The organism is Psychroflexus aurantiacus, assembly GCF_010820555.1.
Classification (GTDB): Bacteria; Bacteroidota; Bacteroidia; order Flavobacteriales; family Flavobacteriaceae; genus Psychroflexus; species Psychroflexus aurantiacus.
This window is the reverse complement of sequence record NZ_JAAIKD010000001.1, coordinates 20548-42083: the sequence shown is the minus strand read 5'-3', so window position 1 is coordinate 42083 and position 21536 is coordinate 20548. Positions and strand designations below refer to the sequence as shown.

Here is a 21536-nt window from a genome sequence, read left to right as displayed (position 1 = left end):
TTTCGTTTTAAATAAATTTGCCACTATGATACTAACAGATACACATACTCACTTATATTCTGAAGCTTTTAACGAAGATAGAACGGGAGTGGTCCAAAGGGCCATAGATAATAACATTAAGCGTTTTTTCATACCCGCCATAGATTCAGAAACCACTCAGGCTATGTACGACCTGGAAAACCAGTTTCCGAAGCACATGTATTTGATGATGGGATTGCATCCCACCTCCGTTTCAGAAACCGTAGAGCAGGAGCTAAAGCATGTAGAAGAAGAACTGGCCAGGCGAACATTTTATGCTGTAGGAGAAATCGGTATCGATTTGTACTGGGATAAAAGTTTTTTTGAAGCCCAGCGTAAAGCTTTTAAGCGTCAAATTCAGTTGGCCAAAACCTATAAATTACCGATTGTAATTCACTGCCGGGAAGCCTTCGATGAGATTTTCGAGGTGTTGGAAGAAGAAAAGGGAGACGACTTATACGGTATTTTTCATTGTTTTACAGGAACCAAAGCTCAGGCCGAACAGGCGATCAGTTATAATATGAAACTCGGAATTGGAGGAGTTGTCACGTTTAAAAATGGAAAAATAGATCAGTTTATCAGTGAAATCGATTTGAAACATATTGTTTTAGAAACCGATTCCCCTTATCTTGCTCCAAAGCCCTATCGCGGAAAGAGAAACGAAAGTCTATATATTTTGAAAGTAGCAGAAAAGCTTTCGGAATTATACGCTGTGAGTTTAGAAGAAATAGCGCGGCAAACCACTCAGAATTCTAAAGACGTCTTTGGAATTTAATACAGCTAATTTTATGTCCAGAATCCTATTAGTATATACAGGCGGAACCATCGGGATGATCAAAAATCCTGAAACGGGTTCGCTTACCGCATTCAATTTTGATGAGCTGTTGTCCAATATCCCGGAATTAAAGCTTCTGGAGCATGACATCAGTACCGTGAGTTTTGAAGAACCGGTCGATTCATCAGATATGGATACCTCAGATTATGTGAAACTAGCTAATTTGATAGAAGATCATTTTGAAGATTACGATGGATTTGTGGTCCTGCACGGGAGCGATACCATGTCTTATACAGCCTCTGTGATTTCTTTCATGTTTGAAAACCTGAAGAAGCCCATTATTTTTACAGGTTCCCAGCTGCCTATTGGAGATTTGAGAACCGATGCCAAGGAAAATCTGATCACGAGTATTCAGTTGGCCGGCTTAAAAGAAAACGGCAAAACCGTGATTAAAGAAGTGGGACTTTATTTTGAGTACAAACTCTACAGGGCCAATAGAACCACCAAAGTGAATGCAGAGCATTTTGAGGCTTTTGCCTCTTCAAATTTTCCGCCTATCGCCGAATCGGGAGTTAATCTAAAGGTGAGTTATGACAAACTCATGAAGCCAAACATGCGGAAGAAGATGGTTGTGCATAAATCCTTAAACGATAACATCCTGATTTTAAAATTATTTCCCGGGATTAATTATAATACGCTGGAGCATATTTTTAATACGCCTCACCTCGAAGGCGTTATTTTAGAAACTTTTGGCAGTGGAAATGCTAAAACAGACGATTGGTTTCTAGAGCTTCTGAAACAACTCATAGACCGGGGCATTCATGTAGTGAATGTGACGCAATGTGTTGGAGGTGCGGTGCTTATGGGTAAATACGCGACAAGTGAGCGTTTGAAAAAGCTGGGGGTCATAAGCGGAGGAGACATCACTTCGGAGGCTGCTGTGGGAAAAATGATGTATCTTTTGACAAAAAATTTAGGACCAAAAGTTTTTAAAACTATATTTGAAACATCGTTACGAGGTGAAATGAATTAAAAATTAACTTGCTTTTCTTCTTATAAAAGTATTTTTTTTTATTTATTTGCTAAGTATTAGTTATCGTTCATTAATATATAGAGAGGTGACCGAGTGGTCGAAGGTGTACGCCTGGAAAGCGTATGTTCCGATTGTATCGGGACCGAGGGTTCGAATCCCTTCCTCTCTGCTTTACAAAAACAAACTAAAAATCATTAAACACTAATTATTAATTCTAAGACAGACAACAATGAAAAGATTATTTTCAATTTTAGCCATTTTAGCCATCATGGCTGTTGGTAACACAACTTTAAATGCAGCCAATTCTTCTGATATTTTTACTGAAGCAGCTGTAACTTTTGTACAAGACGATGCTGCAGCTGCCGATACTGAAGCAGCTGATGCTGAAGAAAGCCAGGGCTTTCACCAGGAATTAAAAAAGCGTTTTATTGAAGGTGGTCCTGGATTTATGGGGATTGTACTTTTATGTTTGATCCTTGGTTTAGCTATTGCTTTCGAAAGAATTATATACTTAAACCTTGCAACGACCAACTCCAAGAAACTTGCTCAAAATGTTGAGGATGCTATGAAGAGTGGTGGTGTAGAAGCTGCTAAGGAAGTTTGTAGAAATACAAGTGGTCCGGTAGCCTCTATCTACTATCAGGGACTTGATAGAATGGATGAAGGTGTTGAAGCTTCAGAAAAAGCTGTAGTAGCTTATGGAGGTGTGCAAATGGGACAACTTGAGAAGAATGTGTCTTGGGTATCTTTATTTATCGCCGTTGCTCCTATGCTTGGTTTCATGGGTACTGTAATCGGTATGATCCAGGCCTTCGATAAAATTGAAGCCGCTGGGGATATGCAGCCATCTTTGGTAGCAGGAGGTATTAAAGTAGCCTTATTAACAACTGTATTCGGTTTGATTGTTGCTATTATCCTTCAGGTGTTTTACAACTACATCATTGCTAAAATTGACAGTATTGTAAATGATATGGAAGATGCTTCGATTACGCTTATCGATATCTTGGTTGCACACAAAAACAAATAATCAGTATGAGCAAAGTAATAAACATTATAAAAATCATTTTTGGTATCGTAGGAGCCATTCTCTTCGTGAGAATCCTCAATGCCGGAGATGATGCGATAGAAGCCAACGCGGCATTGCAGTCGAGTGTAGTAGCTCCTTTTATGTGGGTTTCATACATTATATTAGGAATAACAGTCCTTGTGGTTTTATTCTTTTCGATTAAAGCTTTGTTTACAGGGGATGTCAAGAAAACACTCCTGTCTGTAGGTAGCTTTGTTTTAATCATTGTTGTTTCTTATCTGGTTTCCAGTGGAACAGAAACCGCTTTAAGAGACGGTGATGTATTATCTGCAAGTGGATCCAGATGGGTAAGCACAGGCTTAACAGCATTTTATATTCTGTCTGCTTTAGCAGTGTTAGCTATGCTATTATCCAGCGTGAAAAAAATATTAACTAGATAATTATGGCAAAAAGACCAGCACCAGAGGTAAATGCAGGATCCATGGCGGATATTGCCTTCCTTCTGCTTATCTTTTTCTTGGTCACAACGACCATTGAAACAGATAGTGGAATCACCAGGAAATTACCTCCTATAGACCCTGAAGAACAGGATCCACCACCACTTAAAGAGAAAAATATTTTTATTGTTCTTGTCAGTGCCGGAGGGGACTTGTTTGTAGAAGATGAACTGATGGAGTTTGAAGATTTAAGAGATGCTGCTGTCACCTTTTTAGATAACGGCGGAGGTACTGGGGATGAGGCATGTACCTATTGCCAGGGACCTGGCGATCCAGAATCTTCAGATAATCCGGTGAAGGCTGTTATTTCTTTGCAGAATGACAGAAGAACAGAGTACGGAACTTACATTGCAGTTCAAAATGAACTTGTGGCTGCATATAACGAGTTAAGAAACAGAGAGGCTAACAGACTCTATGGAGCTGATTTTACCGAAATGGAAGCTGCTTTCAATGATCCTAATTATCAGGATGATAAAGAAGAGCTCAAGGAAAGAATCAAGAAAATCCAGGAGATGTTTCCTCAAAAACTATCTGAAGCAGAACCTAAACGATAAAAACCGAACATTTATGTCAAAATTTAAAAAGAAAGGCGATGGTGGTACACCTGCAGTTTCCACTGCATCCTTACCGGATATTGTTTTTATGCTCTTGTTCTTTTTTATGGTTGTTACTGTGATGAGAGATTCTTCTCTTAAGGTTCAAAACATTTTACCTTTCGCAGATCAGGTTGAAAAGTTAGATAAGAAAAATCTAATCATGTATATCTACGCAGGGAAACCTTCGCCAAGATATCAGGCAACTTATGGAACTGAAGCCAGGATACAATTGAATGATAAGTATGCTAAAATTAGTGATATTCAGCAATTTATAAAAGAAGAACGTCTGTCTAAACGTGATGAATTGAGAGATAAACTGACGACTGCCCTTAAGGTGGATAAAGCCACCAATATGGGACTGGTGTCAGATATCAAGCAGGAATTGCGTAAAGCTGAGGCACTTAAAATCAATTATACAACTAAAGTGGGTGATGCTACGCTTAACCTGCAATAGTTTGTAGTCAACTATTAGTACAAAGGCATTCCTTTTAGGGGGTGCCTTTTTTATTTGCCTAATCCTAGTTAACTTAACCACTTTAAGTCAGCGATGAAAATAATTAGTCTGTGCGTGTTTTTAGGGTTCTTTTGCTCTTCTGTAGCTCAAGAAAAGCTTTCCTGGTTAAGAGAAAATGCAACCGATTCTCTGTATAGAGAAGACCAGTTTTATGTGGGCTTTAGTTTTAATTTTCTAAGTGATCTTCCTGAAAACGTCGAACAGTCTGGTTTCTCCGGGGGGCTTATTTTTGGATTCATTCGTGATATGCCAATAAATAAGCGGCGGAATCTGTCCTTTGGGCTTGGCTTGGGTTTTAATCTTAACACCTATGGGCAAAACCTGCTTATACGGGAAGGAGAAGACGGAAATGACCTTTTTACTCCTATAGACTCCGACAGAGCTTACGATACTAACCGGTTTACCACGAATCTGATTGAAATTCCTTTCGAATTTAGATGGCGTTCATCAGATTTTGACAAGCTGTCCTTCTGGAGGGTATATCTGGGAGTCAGGTTTGGTTATGTACTTAGTTCCAAATCCGTATTCAATGGACCTGATGAAAGCTTTAGTTACAGATCCATCAACGCTATCAACGAATTTCGAAGCAATGCCAAATTAACCTTTGGTTATGGTGCCGTCAATTTTTTTGTAGATCTGAGTTTAAATTCTGTTTTTGACGGGGAAATTGATTCAAGCAATGAGGAGGTCGGCATTAGACCCATCAAGGCCGGACTTACTTTCTTTTTTCTGTGATCAAACCCAGTAGCTGAAAAAGTAAACCTGCGGAACAATTCCTGCCAAAATACCTAAACTGATTTCTGCTAAAGTGTGCGCTTTGTCATACAAACGCGAAGAACTGACCAGGCCCAGAAAAACAAGCAGCAGGCTGGTAGTGAGTATCATCGGAACCTGAAAAGAAAGGCTAAGACCTATTACAAAGCTCACAAGACCACTTATGCCAAGGGCGTGCAGGCTTATTTTGATGCGGAACATGCTGAACAACAAGGCTATTATTCCTGAAAATAAAATCCCTGAAAAAAAGTAAAACAAGGTTCTGTAATTATAAACATCCAATACGGTGTTGAGTAGAATAAGAACCAGAAGGATGAAAAACATCAGGAAAAAACGCCTTTCTTTTACATCTGAAAGCTCATAATCACCGATGAGGTTCAGATTCTTCGCCATAAATAGAAAGACAATAGGTAAGAATATGGTGAGAATACAAACGGCCAGCAGCTTGGCTGTAATGATTTCCTGATCTATATAGTTGGGGATGGCATAAAAATAAAATAAGCATCCTAAAACCGGCATCCATAGCGGATGACCTGCTACAGATAAAAGTTTTGAAAATTTCGATATGAACTTCATATCTCTTTTCGCAATCTGGCCACAGGGACATCCAGCTGCTCCCTGTATTTGGCGATAGTTCTCCTTGCGATTGGGTATCCTTTGTCTTTCAAAATGGAGGCTAACTTGGCATCGGTATAGGGTTTCTTTTTATCTTCAGATTCCAGAGTCATTTCCAGGATCTTTTTGATTTCCCTGGTCGATACTTCTTCACCTTCTTCGTTTTTCATAGATTCAGAAAAGAAACTTTTAATCAAAAACGTCCCGTAAGGAGTTTCCACATATTTGCTGTTGGCCACCCTGGATATGGTGCTGATATCCATATCAATTTTCTCAGCAATATCTTTTAGAATCATGGGCTTAAGCGTGCGCTCATCACCGGTTAAGAAATATTCCTCCTGATGCATCATAATGGAATACATCGTGGAATAGAGGGTTTCCTGCCTCTGTTTTATCGCATCGATGAACCATTTAGCAGAGTCTAACTTCTGTTTGATGAAGAATACGGCTTCTTTCTGTGCTTTGGTTTTGGTTTTAGCCGCTTTATAGCCTTTCAGCATATTGGAATAATCGCGTGAAATATGCATTTCAGGAGCATTCCTTCCGTTTAAGGTAAGCTCCAGTTCACCGTTTTTTATGTGAATGGCGAAATCGGGAATCACGTGTTCTACGGATTTGCTGTTTCCGGAATAAGAGGCTCCGGGTTTTGGATTGAGATGTTCTATCTCTTCAATGGCTTTTTTTAACTTCTCTTCAGAAATGCTGAACTTCTGCAGAAGTTTATCGTAATGTTTTTTACTGAATTTATCGAAGGCTTCATCTATAAGCCTGTAGGCCAGACTCACACTTTCAGTCTTGTCTTTCCTCTGGAGCTGAATCAGCAAACATTCTCTCAAATCTCTGGCGCCTACCCCTGCAGGATCCAAAGACTGAACTATTTTTAAGGCCTTTTCAACCGATGCCTCATCGGTATAAATGTTTTGTGTGAATGCTAAATCATCAACAATGTCGATAAGAGACCGGCGTATGTAACCGCTGTCATCCACGCTGCCTACCAGAAAAAAGGCAATGTCTTCCTGATCTCCTTTGAAGGTAAAGGTTTGTAACTGTGTTTTTAAGTACTGAGAAAACGAAGTACCGGATGCATATGGCACCTGCTTATCTTCATCATCTGCGCTATAGTTGTTGGCTTTTAATTTATAGCTTGGAACTTCATCGTCACTTAGATAATCATCCACATCAAAGTCGGTTTCGATGATATCGTGATCATCATCGGTCTCATTTTTGAATTCATCCTCGTATTCATCTTTTTCTTTCCCCGCATCCAAAGCAGGATTTTCTTCATACTCCTGCTTTACTCTTTGCTCAAAAGCCAAGGTAGGAAGCTGTATCAACTTCATCAACTGAATTTGTTGAGGAGATAGCTTCTGGGATAACTTTAAATTGAGCTTTTGTTTAAGCATAATACGGATTCAATTGTTTAGGCGAATTTCTATTTCAGATGACTTATGTAATATAACTCAAATCTAAAATTTTACTTCATTTCATTTATAAATTTAACGAATTTATGGGGTAACTCAGTTTCAATAGTCAGGCTTTTCTGAGTTTTAGGATGCTGAAACCTCAGCGAACTTGCATGAAGCAACAGCCTTCCTTTTTGATTTTCAGGACCGTAAATTTTATCTCCAAGGATGGGATGACCCAGGGAGGAAAGATGAATCCTGAGTTGGTGTGTGCGGCCCGTGCTGGGATTTAAGTGGACTAAACTATAGTCTTCACCGTTCTTTCTAAATGTCTTTTCCACCTGATACCTGGTCAGGCTGTTTTTTCCGTCCAGGTCTGATCTTATTTCGCCTTCCCTGGGTTTCATGTGTCCACCAACTATAGCGACATAGCTTTTCTGAATGCCATGTCGCTCGAATAAGACGGAAAGAAAGGTTTTGGCTGAGACCGTTTTAGAAATAAGAAGCACGCCAGAAGTAGGATTATCCAGCCTGTGAACAGGTTGCGGATAGGGGAGTTCATCTTTTTCTGAAGTCCTCTTTAAGTTAAACGGCAAGGCGTTTTCTATGGTTTTAAAATAGTTGCCGTTGGTTGGATAGCCTCCAGGTTTGTGGATTACCGCCAAACTCTCATCTTCATAAAGCACTTCGAGTTTTAACCTGAAGATCTTTTTTTCCTCTTGAAGCTCTTCAGCAAAAAGTTTTAAAACCTGACCCGTTTCAATCCAGTCAGAAGTCCGGGCAAATTCCCCATCTCTGGTGATAAGTCCTTTTTTGATAGACTTTTTTAAAGCGCTTTTGGTTGAAATCGATTCAAAAATACCTACGCCGTACTCCTGAAGTCTTATCTTTTCTTCAAGATCAGTTACTTTATGGGATTCAATGCAGAGTTTAGATTTAGAATTCTGCATTTTGAGGAGTTCTGGGATAAGGAATCACGTCTCTAATGTTGGACATTCCTGTAGCGAAAAGCACCAGACGCTCAAAACCAAGACCAAATCCTGAATGCTTGCAGGTTCCAAGCTTCCTCGTTTCTAAATACCACCACAATTCTTTTTCATCAACGCCTATTTCTTTCATTTTGGAAAGCAGCACATCGTAGCGTTCCTCTCTTTGCGATCCCCCCACGATTTCTCCAATGCCAGGGAAAAGGACATCCATCGCTCTTACGGTCTTGCCATCGTCATTCAAACGCATGTAAAAGGCCTTGATGTCCGCCGGATAATCATATAAAACCACCGGGCAGCCAAAATGCTTTTCAACCAAATAGCGTTCATGCTCGCTCTGCAGGTCAGCTCCCCAGTCTTCAATGATGTAGTTGAATTTCTTTTTCTTGTTGGGTTTGCAATTTTTAAGGATTTCAATGGCCTCTGTGTAGGATACTCTTTTGAAGTTGTTTTTGAGAACAAAATCAATTTTTTCTCTAAGGGGCATTGGGGCTCTGTCTTTTTCCGGCTTTGACTTTTCATCCTGTAAAAGTCTGTTTTCCAAAAATTCCAGGTCTGCCTTGCAATGCTCAGTGATATATTTTAAGACGTACTGAATGAAGTCTTCAGCCAGGTCTATATTGCCTTCCAGATCGCAAAAGGCCATCTCGGGTTCTATCATCCAAAATTCTGCCAGGTGCCTGGAAGTGTTAGAGTTTTCGGCTCTGAAGGTAGGTCCAAAGGTATACACCTTTCCCAGGCCAAGCGCATAGGTTTCTGCTTCCAGCTGACCGCTGACCGTAAGGTTGGTTTCCTTACCGAAGAAATCTTTGGAATAATCGATCTCACCAGACTCTGTTTTAGGAACGTTTTTGAGGTCCAGATTGGTGACCTTAAACATCTCGCCGGCACCTTCCGCATCACTGCCGGTTATGATAGGGGTATTGATATAATAAAATCCGTGCTCATTAAAATACTGGTGTACAGCAAAAGCGAGTTTAGACCGGACGCGCATCACAGCCCCAAAGGTGTTGGTTCTTACTCGTAAATGCGCCTGCTCCCGCAGTTTCTCCAGCGAGTGTTTTTTGGGCTGAAGTATGGTTTTTTTTACGTCTTCCGGATCCGCAGGTCCCAAAATTTCAATAGACTTGACTTCAAGCTCTACCCGCTGTCCTTTCCCTTCACTTTCTTTTAAAGTCCCTACCACGGAGATGGCCGCACCTGTTGAAATACTTTTTAGGATAGCCTCATCGGTGTTTTCAAAATCTACAACACATTGCAGGTTATCTAAGCAGGATCCATCGTTTAAAGCGATGAAACGATTGCTTCGAAAGGCTCTCACCCATCCGTTTACTTTATAGTCCTGTAGTATATGATCGGCTTCTAGAAGCTCAACAACTTTTTTTGTTAGCATTTTCAATACGTTTAATAAGTTAGCAAAGGTAATTTTTTCCTAAAGGCTTTACAATAACTTTGTGAAAATACGGGTTCATTTTTGTTAGAGCATCCTTATGCGTTTATTTACACTTAAATCCTCTCCTTTTTCGTGAAAGCTTCTTACTTTTGTTTAAAATTAATCTAAATAGATGACGACTATTGCTAATTTAAAGAAAGGGCAGAAGGCTATCATCGGGGAGATGAATTCTCGGGAGATACCTCTGAAGCTTTTAGAAATGGGCTGTTTGCCAGGAAATCAGGTGGAATTAATTCAAATAGCACCCTTTAAAGACCCGCTTTATCTTAACATAAACGAAACCTTTCTGTCCATCAGAATGGAAACGGCAAGACTCATCCAGGTAGAACTTATTGACGATGAGTAAACAAATAAATGTCGCTTTAATAGGCAACCCCAATACCGGTAAAACCTCCGTTTTCAATAACCTCACCGGACTAAATCAGCAGGTGGGGAATTATCCCGGAATCACGGTTGAGAAAAAAGAGGCCATTATTAAGCTTTCGAGAAATCTTAAGGCCCATATTTTAGATTTGCCAGGCACTTATAGTCTTAATGCGACTTCTATCGATGAGAATGTGGTTATCGAATTGCTTCTGAACAAAAAAGACAAAGACTATCCGGACGTGGTTGTGGTTGTGAGCGATATCGAAAATTTAAAACGAAACCTTTTATTATTTACGCAAATTAAAGATTTGGGTTTGCCTACCATTTTAGCCATCAATATGGCCGATCGGATGGATAGAAAAGGAATCCAACTCGATATTGACTTACTGGAGGAACGCCTGCATACCAAAGTGAATCTGATAAGTGCCCGAAAAAATAAAGGCTTTGACGAGTTAAAACAGTCTATTATAGATTATCAAAAAATTTCACTGGAGCCCTGTTTGGAAGCTTCAGTCATCGACAAGGCTTATTTTGAGTCTCTTCAAAAAGCCTATCCTAATCAGGACCTGTATAAGCTTTGGTTAGTGATTACCCAGGATGTCAATTTTGGTAAAACCAACAGAAACAGAATACCTGCGACCAGTGAATTTAAACCCAAATCGGATTCAGAAATAAAGCGCCTGCAGCAAAAGGAAACCATCAAGCGCTATCAATTTATCAATGCAACCTTAAAGGAAACCCTGACCAAAGACCTGGCCTTGGCGACCGGACTCAGGGCTAAAATAGACAGGCTTTTGATTCATAAGGTCTGGGGCTATGTCATTTTTCTGGCGATTCTCTTTTTGATTTTTCAGACCATTTACGACTGGTCGACCTACCCCATGGATTTTATCGATGAGAGTTTCCTGTATTTAAGTGAGTTTGTAAAACAATACTTTCCTCCGGGAATGCTTTCCGATTTGATTTCAGAAGGTATTATTCCTGGTGTAGGTGGAATCGTGATTTTTGTTCCTCAGATTGCATTTTTGTTTCTGTTCATTTCTATTCTGGAAGAAACCGGGTATATGAGCCGGGTCGTTTTCCTTATGGACAGAATTATGCGAAAATTTGGCATGAGTGGTAAAAGCGTTGTGCCTCTGGTTTCTGGTACGGCCTGTGCCATACCGGCTGTTATGGCTGCCCGGAATATTGAAAGCTGGAAAGAACGCCTGGTCACTATTTTGGTGGTTCCTTTTACCACCTGCTCAGCCAGGCTTCCTGTGTATTTGATCATTATAAGTCTGGTCATTCCGGACGAGCGCTGGCTGGGACTTTTCAACTACCAGGGCATCACCCTGATGTTGTTGTATCTGCTGGGTTTTGGCACGGCGGTTGCTTTCGGGTGGTTGGCCAGTAAGCTGCTGGAAGTTGATTTTAAAACATATTTCGTGGTCGAAATGCCAGATTACAAATTACCGATTTTCAAAAATGTCGTGTATACCGTTATCGAAAAAACAAAATCTTTTGTCTTTGGTGCCGGTAAGATTATTTTAGCGATTTCGATTATACTTTGGGTTCTTGCCAGTTACGGACCTACAGAAGAATTCCGCAATGCTGAAGAGGTGGTGAAATCTTCTGTAGATTTATCAACAATGACCGAAGACGAACTCGAAGCGAAAATCTCTTCTTATAAACTCAAGCATTCCTTTATAGGTTATGCTGGCCGAGCCATTGAGCCGGCTTTTACACCCCTGGGCTACGACTGGAAAATAGGGATTGCCATCCTGACTTCTTTTGCTGCGCGAGAGGTGTTTGTAGGAACCCTGGCCACCATCTACAGTGTAGGGAGTGATGATGAGCAAACCATAAAAAGCAGAATGGCTGGTGAGGTCAATCCTATTTTGGGAGGTCCGCTGTTCACCTTTGCCAGTGGTGTGAGTCTGTTGTTATTTTATGCCTTTGCGATGCAGTGCATGAGTACTTTAGCCATTGTGAGAAAGGAAACCGGCACCTGGAAGTGGCCTTTAATTCAATTATTTGGCATGTCCGGATTTGCTTATGTGGTGGCGCTAATTTCGTTTCAAATTTTAAAATAAGATGATGTTACAAGAACTATTAGTCCTTTTTATTTTTCTAATCGCTTCAGGCTATTTGATAAAAAAATTTTTTTTCAAATCCAGAAGCGGGAGCTCGTCCTGTGGCTCAGGTCAGTGTGGATGTAAAGACTGAGAGACTAGTTGAATCTGTGAACGCGCGTAGGAGTGATGCAATAATCTAACCGGATGTCGTGTTTCGAAACCTCAATAGGTCGTTCTTCGGGTTCAAAAAAAGACAAGCCAACTTTTAAAGTGTCAGGACGGCACTCAGAAAGAAATTTATCATAGAATCCTTTCCCATAGCCTATTCTGTTTCCGATCCTGTCATAAGCGAGCAGGGGCATAAGTACGACGTCCAGTTGTTTAGCATCTATCTCAATGCCCTTTTCAGGCTCAGGAATCCCCCATGTACTGGGTTTTAACCGGGTGCTGTCTGTTAGTAAAAAATGTTTGAGTTCCGAATCTTTTACTTTCGGGACAACGGCATTTCCATCTTTACCAAAAATGATTTGTAAAATATATTCTGTATTGACTTCCTTATGTTTGGTGATGCTCAGGAAAATATGATAAAACTCAAATTCCCAAACCTCCAGCTCCAGGCTTTGGTTGGCGATTTTAAGGCTGAGTTCTTCTATTTCCAAAGTGGATAAATCCTCCCTTAAGGCCTTGTATTTTTTTCTGAGTTCATTCTTGGTCATGAGAATTTTCCTTAGAGACATGAAAAATGGCATCGCCCTGGTAAACAATCGGGGATTGGTTGGCATTGATGACATAGCCGTTATTGGTGGCCTTTACCTTATGTCTAAAACTGCCGTATGGATCTGTGATAGTAGCTATAAATTCCCCTTTCTCTACAAATTTACCAATGGGTATTTTGATGTGCAGGAGACCGCTGTATTTTGCCCGCATCCAGTAGGTGGATGAAATGAATTTTGTGTCTTCCGGTGGATTTTCAATATCGAAATTGGATTTCAGCATATCAAAATGCTTCATGATGCGCTTGAGTCCGTCTACACCGTGTTTTGAAATTTCTTTATTGTTGTCTTTGGATTTCCCCCCTTCAAACAAGAGTACGGTTTTACCCTGTTTCACACAGGTCATTCTGTAGGAGTTTTTTATGGTTGACGAGTAAACCGTGAAGGGAGCATTAAAAATTCTTGCCAGTTCTTCACCCCGTTCATCCGTTTTGTCTATTCGGATTTGCGCGGCATTGAATCGACTTGCGCCTCCGGTATGAAAATCGAAACAATAATCGGCAACGGGAAGTATTTCAGAAGCGAACTGGTAGGCGAACCGGCTGGCCAAAGCGCCTTTTTTGGATCCGGGAAACATGCGGTTCAGATCCCTGCCATCAGGAAATTCCCGGGTCATATTCAGAAAGCCAAAAACATTGAGAACAGGTACACATATCACCGTTCCTCTGCTGGGTTTGTTGATGCCTTTTGAAATAAACTGCCTGACCGCTTCTACCCCGTTGATTTCATCTCCATGTATGCCCGCGGTTATCAAAAGCACGGGTCCGGGCTTTTTAGCGCGTTCTATGATGATAGGGACTTCGACAACAGTGGTTGTGTAAAGCTTAGCTGTATTAAAGTTTATCCTGGCTTTTTCTCCTGGAAAAACTTTTCTTTCCAGGATGTGCAGGACATTTTTAGAATCGATGTGAGGCATTACACATTCTTTTCAATATACTGTATGATTGTTCTTGCAATGTCTTTTCCGGTTGCTTTTTCGATACCTTCTAAGCCAGGCGAAGAATTCACTTCAAGAATTAAAGGTCCTCTGGCACTCTGAAGAAGATCGACTCCCGCTACACCCAGACGCATGGCCTTGGCTGCTTTAATTGCTGCAATTTCTTCTTCATCGGTGAGTTCAATCACTTCTGCCGATCCGCCCTGGTGCAGGTTGGAACGAAACTCTCCTTCCTTTCCCTGTCTTTTCATGGCGCCTACCACATGACCATCCACTACAAATACGCGAATGTCTGCTCCTTTGGCTTCTTTGATGAATTCCTGAACGATAACTCTGGCCTGCAAACCGTTAAAGGCTTCAATTACGGATTTAGCAGCGTTTTTGGTTTCTGCCAAAACGACGCCGAGTCCCTGAGTTCCTTCCAATAGCTTGATCACAAGCGGGGTTCCTCCAACCTGCTGGATCACTCCATTCACATCTCGGGAATAATTGGTAAACACGGTTTTTGGTAAGCCGATTTTTGCTCTGGAAAGCACCTGAAGACTTCTCAATTTATCTCGACTCCTTACCAGAGCTTCAGAATCTATGGTGCTGAAAGCCCCCATCATTTCAAACTGTCTCACTACAGCCGTCCCGTAAAAGGTTACCGAGGCCCCGATTCTTGGAATAATGGCGTCTGTATCGAGGATGTACTCGCCTTTGTAATAAATATTGGGATTTCGCTTTTCTATGACCAAATCGCACTTCAGCGGGTCTATGACCTGGACGTCGTGCTTTCTTTTCTTTGCAGCTTCAACAAGACGTTTAGTTGAATAGAGATTTGGATTTCTAGATAAGATTTTAATGTTCATGATGCTGGATGTTATGCGATAAATTTTTTAAATCAGGGTCTACTATAAATTTTTTATTTAAGAATTTACGACCCACTAATACAGGGTGCTTCATTTCTTTTCTATTGCTCAAAGAAAGTGAAATTTTATAAACTTTTTCAAAGATTTTGATTGTTGATTTTATTTCATAGCGGCTTTGGGCAATACCATTGCTGCTTTTTACTCGTATTTTATTATAATCTTTGAAAACAAAAGGCTTATGATTATACTCCGGATGCTCCTTATCTAAAAACGTACAATGCAGGCCGTCCGCTTTTTCTTCAATGTTTTCACAATGAATGGAAGAGGTATAGGCACCTGTGTCTATCTTGATAGAAATATCTTTTAAATTCAATTCGGGAAAATCAGCCTTGTCCAGCCGACCAATTATTTTTTTCTTCATAATTGCAAATTACAAAAATGATTTTCAATAGAAATTCCAGGCGAAATTAAATTATATTTACCAATTAAAACCCAATAAAATGTCAAGAGAAGATTTTTTCGAAAATATAAGGAATTCCACCAGGCTAAATCACTTTGCCAATCTTGTGAATCTGGCGGCTATTGACGGTGACATAAAACCTGATGAAGAAAAACTACTAAAGCGCTTTTCCAGAAAATTTGATGTTTCTGAAGAAGCTTACGACAGAATCCTGGAAAATCCAGCCTCATTCCCTGTGCATGCGATCAATTTAAAAACGCAGCGCTTAGAATATTTATTTGATTTATTGCGGATCGTTTACGTGGATAACGAGATGGACAAGGCCGAAGAGTTTTTGATCAAAAAATACGCCGTTGGTCTTGGCTTTTCTGAACACAAGGCTAAGACGATTTTAGAAAAGTCTAAGCTGTTGTTTGAAAACAAATTTTCGTTTGAGTTCTATCAACTCTTTATAGAGTCTGATCATAACTAAAGTCAGATTGGTTTTTCTTTTCAGGATGAGCTGCTTTCATGAAGGATTCCGCTTTTTCTACCATGCGTTTACTACCACAGAAAAATGGAACACGCTCGTGAAGTTCGGTGGGTTGAATGTCCAAAATCCTCTGAAACCCGTCCGAGGCTTTGCCATTGGCCTGCTCTGCGATAAAGGCAAGCGGATTGCATTCGTAAAGCAATCTGAGTTTCCCATTTTCGGCACTTGAACTTTTTGGGTACATGTAAATCCCGCCTTTAATCATGTTTCTATGAAAGTCTGAAACCAAAGAGCCGATATAGCGCGATGTATATGGGTCTTTGTCACGCTGGGCCTGACAATATTTGATGTAATCTTTCACGCCCTGCGGAAAATGAATGTAGTTCCCCTCGTTGATGGAATAGATCTTTCCATCCTCCGGAAAGCTCATGTCCGGATGCGATAAATAGTAAGTGCCTATGGCCGGGTTAAGCGTGAAGCCGTTAACGCCATGGCCTGTGGTGTAAACCAGCATGGTAGAAGTCCCGTAGATGATATATCCGGCAGCGACCTGCTGATTCCCGGGCTGAAGAAAATCTTCCATTTCTACAGGTTTCCCTACGGGAGTGACGCGTCTGTAAATCGAAAAAATGGTTCCTACAGAAACATTCACGTCAATATTGGAGCTTCCATCCAGAGGATCCATCAAGACCACATACTTGTTTTTGTGATCTTTATTGTTTCCCTGGATCGTGATAAAGTTATCATTTTCTTCGGAAGCTATTCCGCACACAATTTCTCTGTTGATGAGGGTTCGTATAAAGGTTTCGTTGGCATAGACATCCAGTTTTTTCTGGTCTTCCCCCTGAATGTTTTTTCCGCCATAATCTCCAACGATATCCACCAGTCCCGCTTTGTTGACTTCGTGATTGACCACCTTTGCAGCCAGGCGGATGGAGTTGATCAGCCTGGAGAGTTCGCCTGAAGTATATTTAAAGGATTTTTGATTTTCAATAATAAACTCACCAAGAGTTTGATTGTGTTCTTTCATAGCGAAAACGTTGTAGTTATCGCAAAAATAGAAAATTTCATAATGTGGTTGCCAAATTCCGCGAATTTAATTCTACTTGACTATTTTTACTGCAAATTTTGGTGTCATGGATTTTAAAATCAGATTTGCTGTTCCCGAAGACCTGGAAGAGATGCTGGAGCTCATCCAGGAGCTGGCTGTTTACGAAAACGAGCCCGATGCTGTTCAGGTGACTTTGGAAGATTTGTATACCTATGGGTTTGGAGAAGAAGCTATCTATAAGTGTTTTGTAGCCGAAGTCGATTCAAAAGTTAAGGGAATGGCTTTGTTTTACTCCAGATTTTCTACCTGGAAAGGAGAAACGGTTCACCTGGAAGACCTTATCGTTACCAAGTCTATGCGAGGTAAATCTTTGGGTAAAGCCCTGTTCGAATCTGTCATTATGTATGCCAAAACGCGAAAGATAAAACGGGTAGAGTGGGTCGTTTTAGACTGGAATACCAATGCCATAGATTTTTACGAAAAATACGGAGCCACTGTGTTTAAAGAATGGCGAACCGTACAACTGGGTGAAGATCAGATCAATCATTTCAATTCATAAGTAAAGATGCAGGTATATAAATTTGGAGGAGCCTCTGTAAAAGATGCTAAAGGAGTCAGAAACGTTGCCAAGGTTCTTGAAACGACTAACCCAAAACAAAAGGTAGTTGTCATTTCTGCCATGGGAAAAACCACCAATAAGCTAGAGCATATCATCTCGCTTTATTTTGATAAAAGCAAAGAACTTTCCGGAGCTATTTCAGCTTTAAAGCAGGATCACTATGCTATTTTAAGCGAATTGTTCGATAGTACAGCCCACCCGGCATATACCAAAACCAATTATTTCTTTGATGAGCTATCTATCTTTTTCGATAGAAACAAATCTCCAAACTACGATTTTGTCTACGATCAGGTGGTTGGTTTTGGGGAACTCATCAGTACGAGTATCGTAAGTTATTACCTCAAGTCTGTGAGTATTGAAAATGTGTGGCATGACTGCAGAAACCTGGTGGATACCGACAGCACTTACAGAGATGCTGAGGTGAACTGGGAAAACACGCAACAAAAAATAGTGAATCATATCAATGAAGAGGAACTGAGTATTACGCAGGGCTTTATCGGTTCAGATTCCAATAATTTCACAACGACCCTGGGTCGTGAAGGCTCCGATTATACGGCGGGCATTTTCGCCTATTGCCTCAATGCAGAAAATGTAACCATCTGGAAAGATGTGCCGGGGGTACTCAATGGGGATCCAAACGTCTTTGAAAACACCAGCCTCTTGGAACAAATCTCCTACGAAGAAGCTATCGAACTGGCTTTCTATGGGGCTTCTGTGATTCACCCCAAAACTTTGCAGCCTTTACAGCAAAAAGAGATTCCTTTGTTTGTCAAGTCCTTTTACAATCCGAAAGACCAGGGCACGAAAGTAGGGAAGGGGAAACTCCTGAATCCGCTTTTACCCTGTTATATCGTTAAAAAAGACCTGGTGTTTTTATCCTTATCCACTTTAGACTTTTCATTCTTTGTAGAGGAAAATATCAGTGAAGTTTTTGCCCTTTTTCACAAACATCAGATCAAAGTGGATTTAATTCAGAATTCGGCGATTAGTTTTTCCGTATGTGTGGATAATAAATTCAAGAATGTCGATAAACTCATCGAAATTCTAAAGGCAAAATTCAAAGTCGATCATCAAAAAGGAGTGTCTTTGTTTACCATCAGACATTATGACGATGAAGCGATTAAACGCATTGAAAAAGACAAAACGGTTTTATTAAAACAGCTGCATAAGGAAACGATTCAATTTGTAATTGCCTAATGGATTCTCTATCGCAGATTGTTCTGGGTGCGGCAGTAGGTGAAGTCGTCTTGGGACGAAAAGCGGGTAATAAAGCCATGATTTATGGTGCTGTAGCAGGGACAATTCCGGATTTAGACGTGATTGTAGGGAATTTTTACAGTACAGTGACAGCTTTAGAGATTCATAGAGGATTTACACATTCCCTGGTCTTTTCCCTTTTGGCTGCCCCCCTTTTTGGTTTTCTTATTTCCAGAATTCATCAGCAGGCTACCTGGAAAGACTGGTCCAGGTTAATGTTCTGGAGCTTATTCACGCACCCCCTTTTGGATTGCTTTACTACCTGGGGGACTCAGTTGCTATGGCCTTTGGATTTGAGAATTGCCTTCAAGTCTGTTTTTGTCATTGACCCCCTATATACGCTGCCTTTTTTGGTTTGTCTTATTACAGCCTCAAGATATTCAAGAACTTCTGTAAATCGCCAAAAACTGAACAGGCTGGGACTAATTTTGAGCTCGAGTTACCTCGTGTTCGCATTGGTCATGAAAGGCGTTACTTTCAAAAAATTTGAAGAGGCCTTGCAGCAGCAAGGCATTGCTTATTCTGAAATAGAAACCAAACCCTCGCCTTTCAACACTATCTTGTGGTCTGCCAATGTAAAAACAGAGGATGCTTTTCTCATCGGTGAATATTCTATTTTGGATACCCAACCTATCGATTTTAGAATTTACCCCAAACAGCATGACAAAATCGATCATTTAAGGACATACACTAACCTAAAGAGACTGATAGATATCACTAACGGCTGGTATACCATTTCACAACAACAAGGAGAACTCTATTTAAACGATCTTCGTTTTGGATTGATCAGTCTGGATCCGGATGCCAAAAAATTTGCGTTTTCATATCATCTGGAGGAGAGAAATAACCGGTTAAAAATTACGGAAGTGCCAAAGGATACCGGTGATGCCCGAAAATTGCTGCCTGCCTTATGGTACAGTATAAAAGGAAATTAGGCATAAACATGCCTGGTATAGTCAACCAAATGAGCTCAGGCCTTTTGAGATGAAGACTTGAGTTAACCTGGTTTATAATGAGTTTTTAGTAAACTCTGGGCTTATCTGCAATAATTACACGCAAAAAAATCATAAATATTGCTATTAAAATATAATTATTGCTATTTTTATAAAAAATCAAGTGAAAGGGGGTATGATAAACATACACGATTAGGTAATTGTTTTTAAGTAGATTAGCCTTTTAATCATGATAAGGTGTTCTAAAAAAAAGAGAATCAGGATTTGGCTTTTAAAGTTTGAACCGATTTTAAGGTAAATTTCAAGAATCTTATGTCTTAAGAACTGCACTTTAAGTATTGAAAAACAAGGTCTAAATACTTAAATACCATTGATTTAATTGAAATTAATTTTTTTTCATATTTTTGTACCGATTTAGTTTGTACAATTATGTATAGAAATAAAGACTAATCCCTTTTAATCCTTAATTTTACAAACAAGTTAAACTCGATTGAGAGTCTTTTATGGCAGTGAAAAAAACTATTTTTCTTTTTTTAATACTTATTTTAAATGTTGCTTCGGTTTTAGCTCAAGTACCCGGACCTCCCGGAGGTGACCCAAATGTTGAAGACGTCCCTATAAACGATCAATTATGGCTTGTCCTGGTCTTAGGCATATGCCTTGGTGTTTACTTTATTTTAAGCAAGAAATCTAATTCTACTAAATAAGCTTCTGTTTTTAAGTCCTTCATATAGCATGAGTGCAACCACTGCTGCATATTGCAAACCTATCAGCCAATGGTTCTCCTCAACGCCTTCAATTTTATAAGCTGAATAGCTTAGAAACACAAGCCAACTCCACAACAGCATATATTTAAATGGGGTAAACATACTCAAAAACAAGGGTAAGGTGATATACCAGGGGTGCACTGTGGTAGACAGTAAATAATAAGCTGTGGCTATAAAAAGCATCGAGTATACAAGGGTTTTAAAATTGATTTTTTTATGTCTCAGACTAAGAAAGAGAATGAGCGCCAGCGTGATTACAGGTAAGATTTTACCAAACAGTCCTATCATATTATAGCCACTCCACTGAAAACCGATCCATCGTAAGAGGTAATAAAAACTAGCATTAAATTCAAAAGAAGTAAAGTAAAGTGCCAGGGTTCTGGAGTTTTTGAAAAGCAGGTCTGAGTCCCAGAGAAAGCTGTAAGCTAAGATTAAACTCAAAAGGGAAACCCCTGTAAACTTAAGATAGGTTAAGAGTTGAGGTCTGTTTAAAAGTTTCAATCTCTTGTTGAGATAGGGAAACAGGAGGGGCAAGAACATCAGTGGCAGCAGTTTGGAAGCTACAGCTGCTGCAAATCCCAAAGCAGAGATGTAGATTTTGCAAGCGTACAGGTAGTATAAACTCAGAGCGAGAAACAAAAGCATAACCCCTTCAAAATGAAGGCTAAAGCTCAACTCTAAAATTACCAGGGGATTCATAATAAAAAAGAGGATTTGCTTTTGAGGGAGGTTGATTTTTTTCAAAATCTTTAGGCTGAAATACACCAGTCCCAGTTCTGCAAGCAGGTGAAAAAGCCTTAGATACATGACGTTTAAAAGCAGATTTGCACCTGCCAGATCATAAGTCAAGCTGTAAATCAATTGCGCTATCGGGGGGTAGGTGGAATAATTGTTTGCACTGAGGCTTCCCATGTTTTCATAAAGCATAGGCGATAAAGATTCAGCATTCACAGCATCGCTCTTTACGATTTCACTAGGTAAATGCAGATACGGGTTTAAGCCCAGGCTGTTGAGCATGCCGTCCCAGATAAACCGATAAAAATCCTGGGATAATTCTGGAATGGAAACCAAGAAGATAAGCTTGAATAAGAAGCTCAGGCCTATTAAAAACTTCAGGCGAATTCCGCTTCTATAAAGGTAAATGGAAAGTCCAAAGGCCGCAGAGTACAATGAAAAAAGCAGCCAGAATTGAGAACGCTCCAGTTCATAACCTATGACGTAATAAATAAAACACAGCAGGAGTATACTTGCTGATTTCATCCAAAAATGCCAGGCTTTAAGG

General features: G+C 40.1%; 23 protein-coding genes and 1 tRNA gene. 14 read left to right on the top strand and 10 right to left on the bottom strand.

Features of this window, described 5'->3' with window-relative positions:
• Positions 1-25 precede the first annotated feature (25 nt).
• The 8 genes from G3567_RS00220 (at position 26) to G3567_RS00185 (ending at position 5195) form a co-directional block, all read left to right on the top strand.
• Positions 26-793 (top strand): TatD family hydrolase, encoded by a 768-nt coding sequence (locus G3567_RS00220; protein ID WP_164003169.1) that lies wholly within the window; start codon positions 26-28, stop codon positions 791-793.
• A gap of 13 nt (positions 794-806) precedes the next feature.
• Positions 807-1826 carry an asparaginase gene (locus G3567_RS00215; RefSeq protein WP_164003168.1) on the top strand — a complete coding sequence of 340 codons (1020 nt, stop codon included), beginning with the start codon at positions 807-809 and terminating at the stop codon, positions 1824-1826.
• Between the two features lie 79 nt (positions 1827-1905).
• Positions 1906-1995, top strand: a tRNA-Ser gene (locus tag G3567_RS00210).
• Between the two features lie 60 nt (positions 1996-2055).
• Positions 2056-2853 (top strand): MotA/TolQ/ExbB proton channel family protein, encoded by a 798-nt coding sequence (locus G3567_RS00205; protein WP_164003167.1) that lies wholly within the window; start codon positions 2056-2058, stop codon positions 2851-2853.
• A 5-nt stretch (positions 2854-2858) separates the two neighbouring features.
• Positions 2859-3293 (top strand): hypothetical protein, encoded by a 435-nt coding sequence (locus G3567_RS00200; protein ID WP_164003166.1) that lies wholly within the window; start codon positions 2859-2861, stop codon positions 3291-3293.
• A 2-nt stretch (positions 3294-3295) separates the two neighbouring features.
• Complete coding sequence (locus tag G3567_RS00195) at positions 3296-3904, top strand: ExbD/TolR family protein (RefSeq protein WP_164003165.1); 609 nt, start codon at positions 3296-3298, stop codon at positions 3902-3904.
• A 13-nt stretch (positions 3905-3917) separates the two neighbouring features.
• Entirely contained in the window at positions 3918-4400 is a 483-nt protein-coding gene (locus G3567_RS00190) for an ExbD/TolR family protein (RefSeq protein ID WP_164003164.1), read from the top strand.
• A 93-nt stretch (positions 4401-4493) separates the two neighbouring features.
• A complete protein-coding gene (locus G3567_RS00185; protein WP_164003163.1) occupies positions 4494-5195 on the top strand; it encodes a porin family protein in 702 nt (233 codons plus the stop codon).
• Here G3567_RS00185 and G3567_RS00180 read toward each other — a convergent pair whose 3' ends face one another.
• The 4 genes from G3567_RS00180 to asnS form a co-directional block, all read right to left on the bottom strand.
• Positions 5196-5810: a hypothetical protein gene (locus G3567_RS00180; protein WP_164003162.1), complete on the bottom strand. Its 615-nt coding sequence runs from the start codon at positions 5808-5810 to the stop codon at positions 5196-5198.
• Complete coding sequence (rpoN, locus tag G3567_RS00175) at positions 5807-7252, bottom strand: RNA polymerase factor sigma-54 (RefSeq protein WP_164003161.1); 1446 nt, start codon at positions 7250-7252, stop codon at positions 5807-5809. Before rpoN ends, G3567_RS00180 begins: the two co-directional genes overlap by 4 nt.
• Before the next feature lie 71 nt (positions 7253-7323).
• Positions 7324-8202, bottom strand: coding sequence for an RluA family pseudouridine synthase (locus tag G3567_RS00170; RefSeq protein ID WP_164003160.1), 879 nt, complete (start codon positions 8200-8202; stop codon positions 7324-7326).
• Positions 8189-9631: an asparagine--tRNA ligase gene (gene asnS / locus G3567_RS00165; RefSeq protein ID WP_164003159.1), complete on the bottom strand. Its 1443-nt coding sequence runs from the start codon at positions 9629-9631 to the stop codon at positions 8189-8191. The genes G3567_RS00170 and asnS overlap by 14 nt, the downstream gene beginning before the upstream one ends.
• A gap of 172 nt (positions 9632-9803) precedes the next feature.
• Between asnS and G3567_RS00160 the strand changes: the two genes are divergently transcribed.
• Positions 9804-10037: a FeoA family protein gene (locus tag G3567_RS00160; RefSeq protein WP_164003158.1), complete on the top strand. Its 234-nt coding sequence runs from the start codon at positions 9804-9806 to the stop codon at positions 10035-10037.
• Positions 10030-12132: a ferrous iron transport protein B gene (gene feoB, locus G3567_RS00155; RefSeq protein ID WP_164003157.1), complete on the top strand. Its 2103-nt coding sequence runs from the start codon at positions 10030-10032 to the stop codon at positions 12130-12132. Before G3567_RS00160 ends, feoB begins: the two co-directional genes overlap by 8 nt.
• A gap of 137 nt (positions 12133-12269) precedes the next feature.
• Here feoB and G3567_RS00145 read toward each other — a convergent pair whose 3' ends face one another.
• Genes G3567_RS00145 through G3567_RS00130 form a run of 4 tightly spaced genes read right to left on the bottom strand, consistent with a single transcriptional unit; the run spans position 12270 to position 15096 of the window.
• Entirely contained in the window at positions 12270-12830 is a 561-nt protein-coding gene (locus tag G3567_RS00145; protein WP_164003155.1) for a 5-formyltetrahydrofolate cyclo-ligase, read from the bottom strand.
• Positions 12817-13803 (bottom strand): succinylglutamate desuccinylase/aspartoacylase family protein, encoded by a 987-nt coding sequence (locus tag G3567_RS00140; RefSeq protein ID WP_164003154.1) that lies wholly within the window; start codon positions 13801-13803, stop codon positions 12817-12819. The genes G3567_RS00145 and G3567_RS00140 overlap by 14 nt, the downstream gene beginning before the upstream one ends.
• A complete protein-coding gene (rimK, locus tag G3567_RS00135; protein ID WP_093368414.1) occupies positions 13803-14675 on the bottom strand; it encodes a 30S ribosomal protein S6--L-glutamate ligase in 873 nt (290 codons plus the stop codon). The genes G3567_RS00140 and rimK overlap by 1 nt, the downstream gene beginning before the upstream one ends.
• Positions 14665-15096, bottom strand: a complete 432-nt coding sequence (locus G3567_RS00130; protein ID WP_164003153.1) for an ATP-dependent zinc protease family protein — start codon at positions 15094-15096, stop codon at positions 14665-14667. The genes rimK and G3567_RS00130 overlap by 11 nt, the downstream gene beginning before the upstream one ends.
• Before the next feature lie 79 nt (positions 15097-15175).
• On the opposite strand from G3567_RS00130, the gene G3567_RS00125 reads away from it, so the two are divergent.
• The gene (locus G3567_RS00125) at positions 15176-15607 is read left to right on the top strand and encodes a tellurite resistance TerB family protein (RefSeq protein WP_164003152.1); all 432 of its coding nucleotides are present in this window, start codon (positions 15176-15178) and stop codon (positions 15605-15607) included.
• Here G3567_RS00125 and fbp read toward each other — a convergent pair.
• Positions 15585-16637 (bottom strand): class 1 fructose-bisphosphatase, encoded by a 1053-nt coding sequence (gene fbp / locus G3567_RS00120; RefSeq protein WP_164003151.1) that lies wholly within the window; start codon positions 16635-16637, stop codon positions 15585-15587. The two genes, G3567_RS00125 and fbp, sit on opposite strands and share 23 nt — an antisense overlap.
• 106 nt (positions 16638-16743) lie before the next feature.
• Between fbp and G3567_RS00115 the strand changes: the two genes are divergently transcribed.
• The 3 genes from G3567_RS00115 to G3567_RS00105 are packed head-to-tail and all read left to right on the top strand — an operon-like array spanning position 16744 to position 19469.
• Entirely contained in the window at positions 16744-17217 is a 474-nt protein-coding gene (locus G3567_RS00115; protein ID WP_164003150.1) for a GNAT family N-acetyltransferase, read from the top strand.
• Positions 17218-17223: 6 nt separating this feature from the next.
• Entirely contained in the window at positions 17224-18474 is a 1251-nt protein-coding gene (locus G3567_RS00110) for an aspartate kinase (protein ID WP_164003149.1), read from the top strand.
• On the top strand, positions 18474-19469 hold the full coding sequence (locus tag G3567_RS00105; protein WP_164003148.1) for a metal-dependent hydrolase: 996 nt from the start codon (positions 18474-18476) through the stop codon (positions 19467-19469). The genes G3567_RS00110 and G3567_RS00105 overlap by 1 nt, the downstream gene beginning before the upstream one ends.
• A 695-nt stretch (positions 19470-20164) precedes the next feature.
• On the opposite strand, the gene G3567_RS00100 is transcribed toward G3567_RS00105, so the two are convergent.
• Positions 20165-21514: a glycosyltransferase ArnT-like protein gene (locus tag G3567_RS00100; protein WP_235923408.1), complete on the bottom strand. Its 1350-nt coding sequence runs from the start codon at positions 21512-21514 to the stop codon at positions 20165-20167.
• Positions 21515-21536 lie beyond the last annotated feature (22 nt).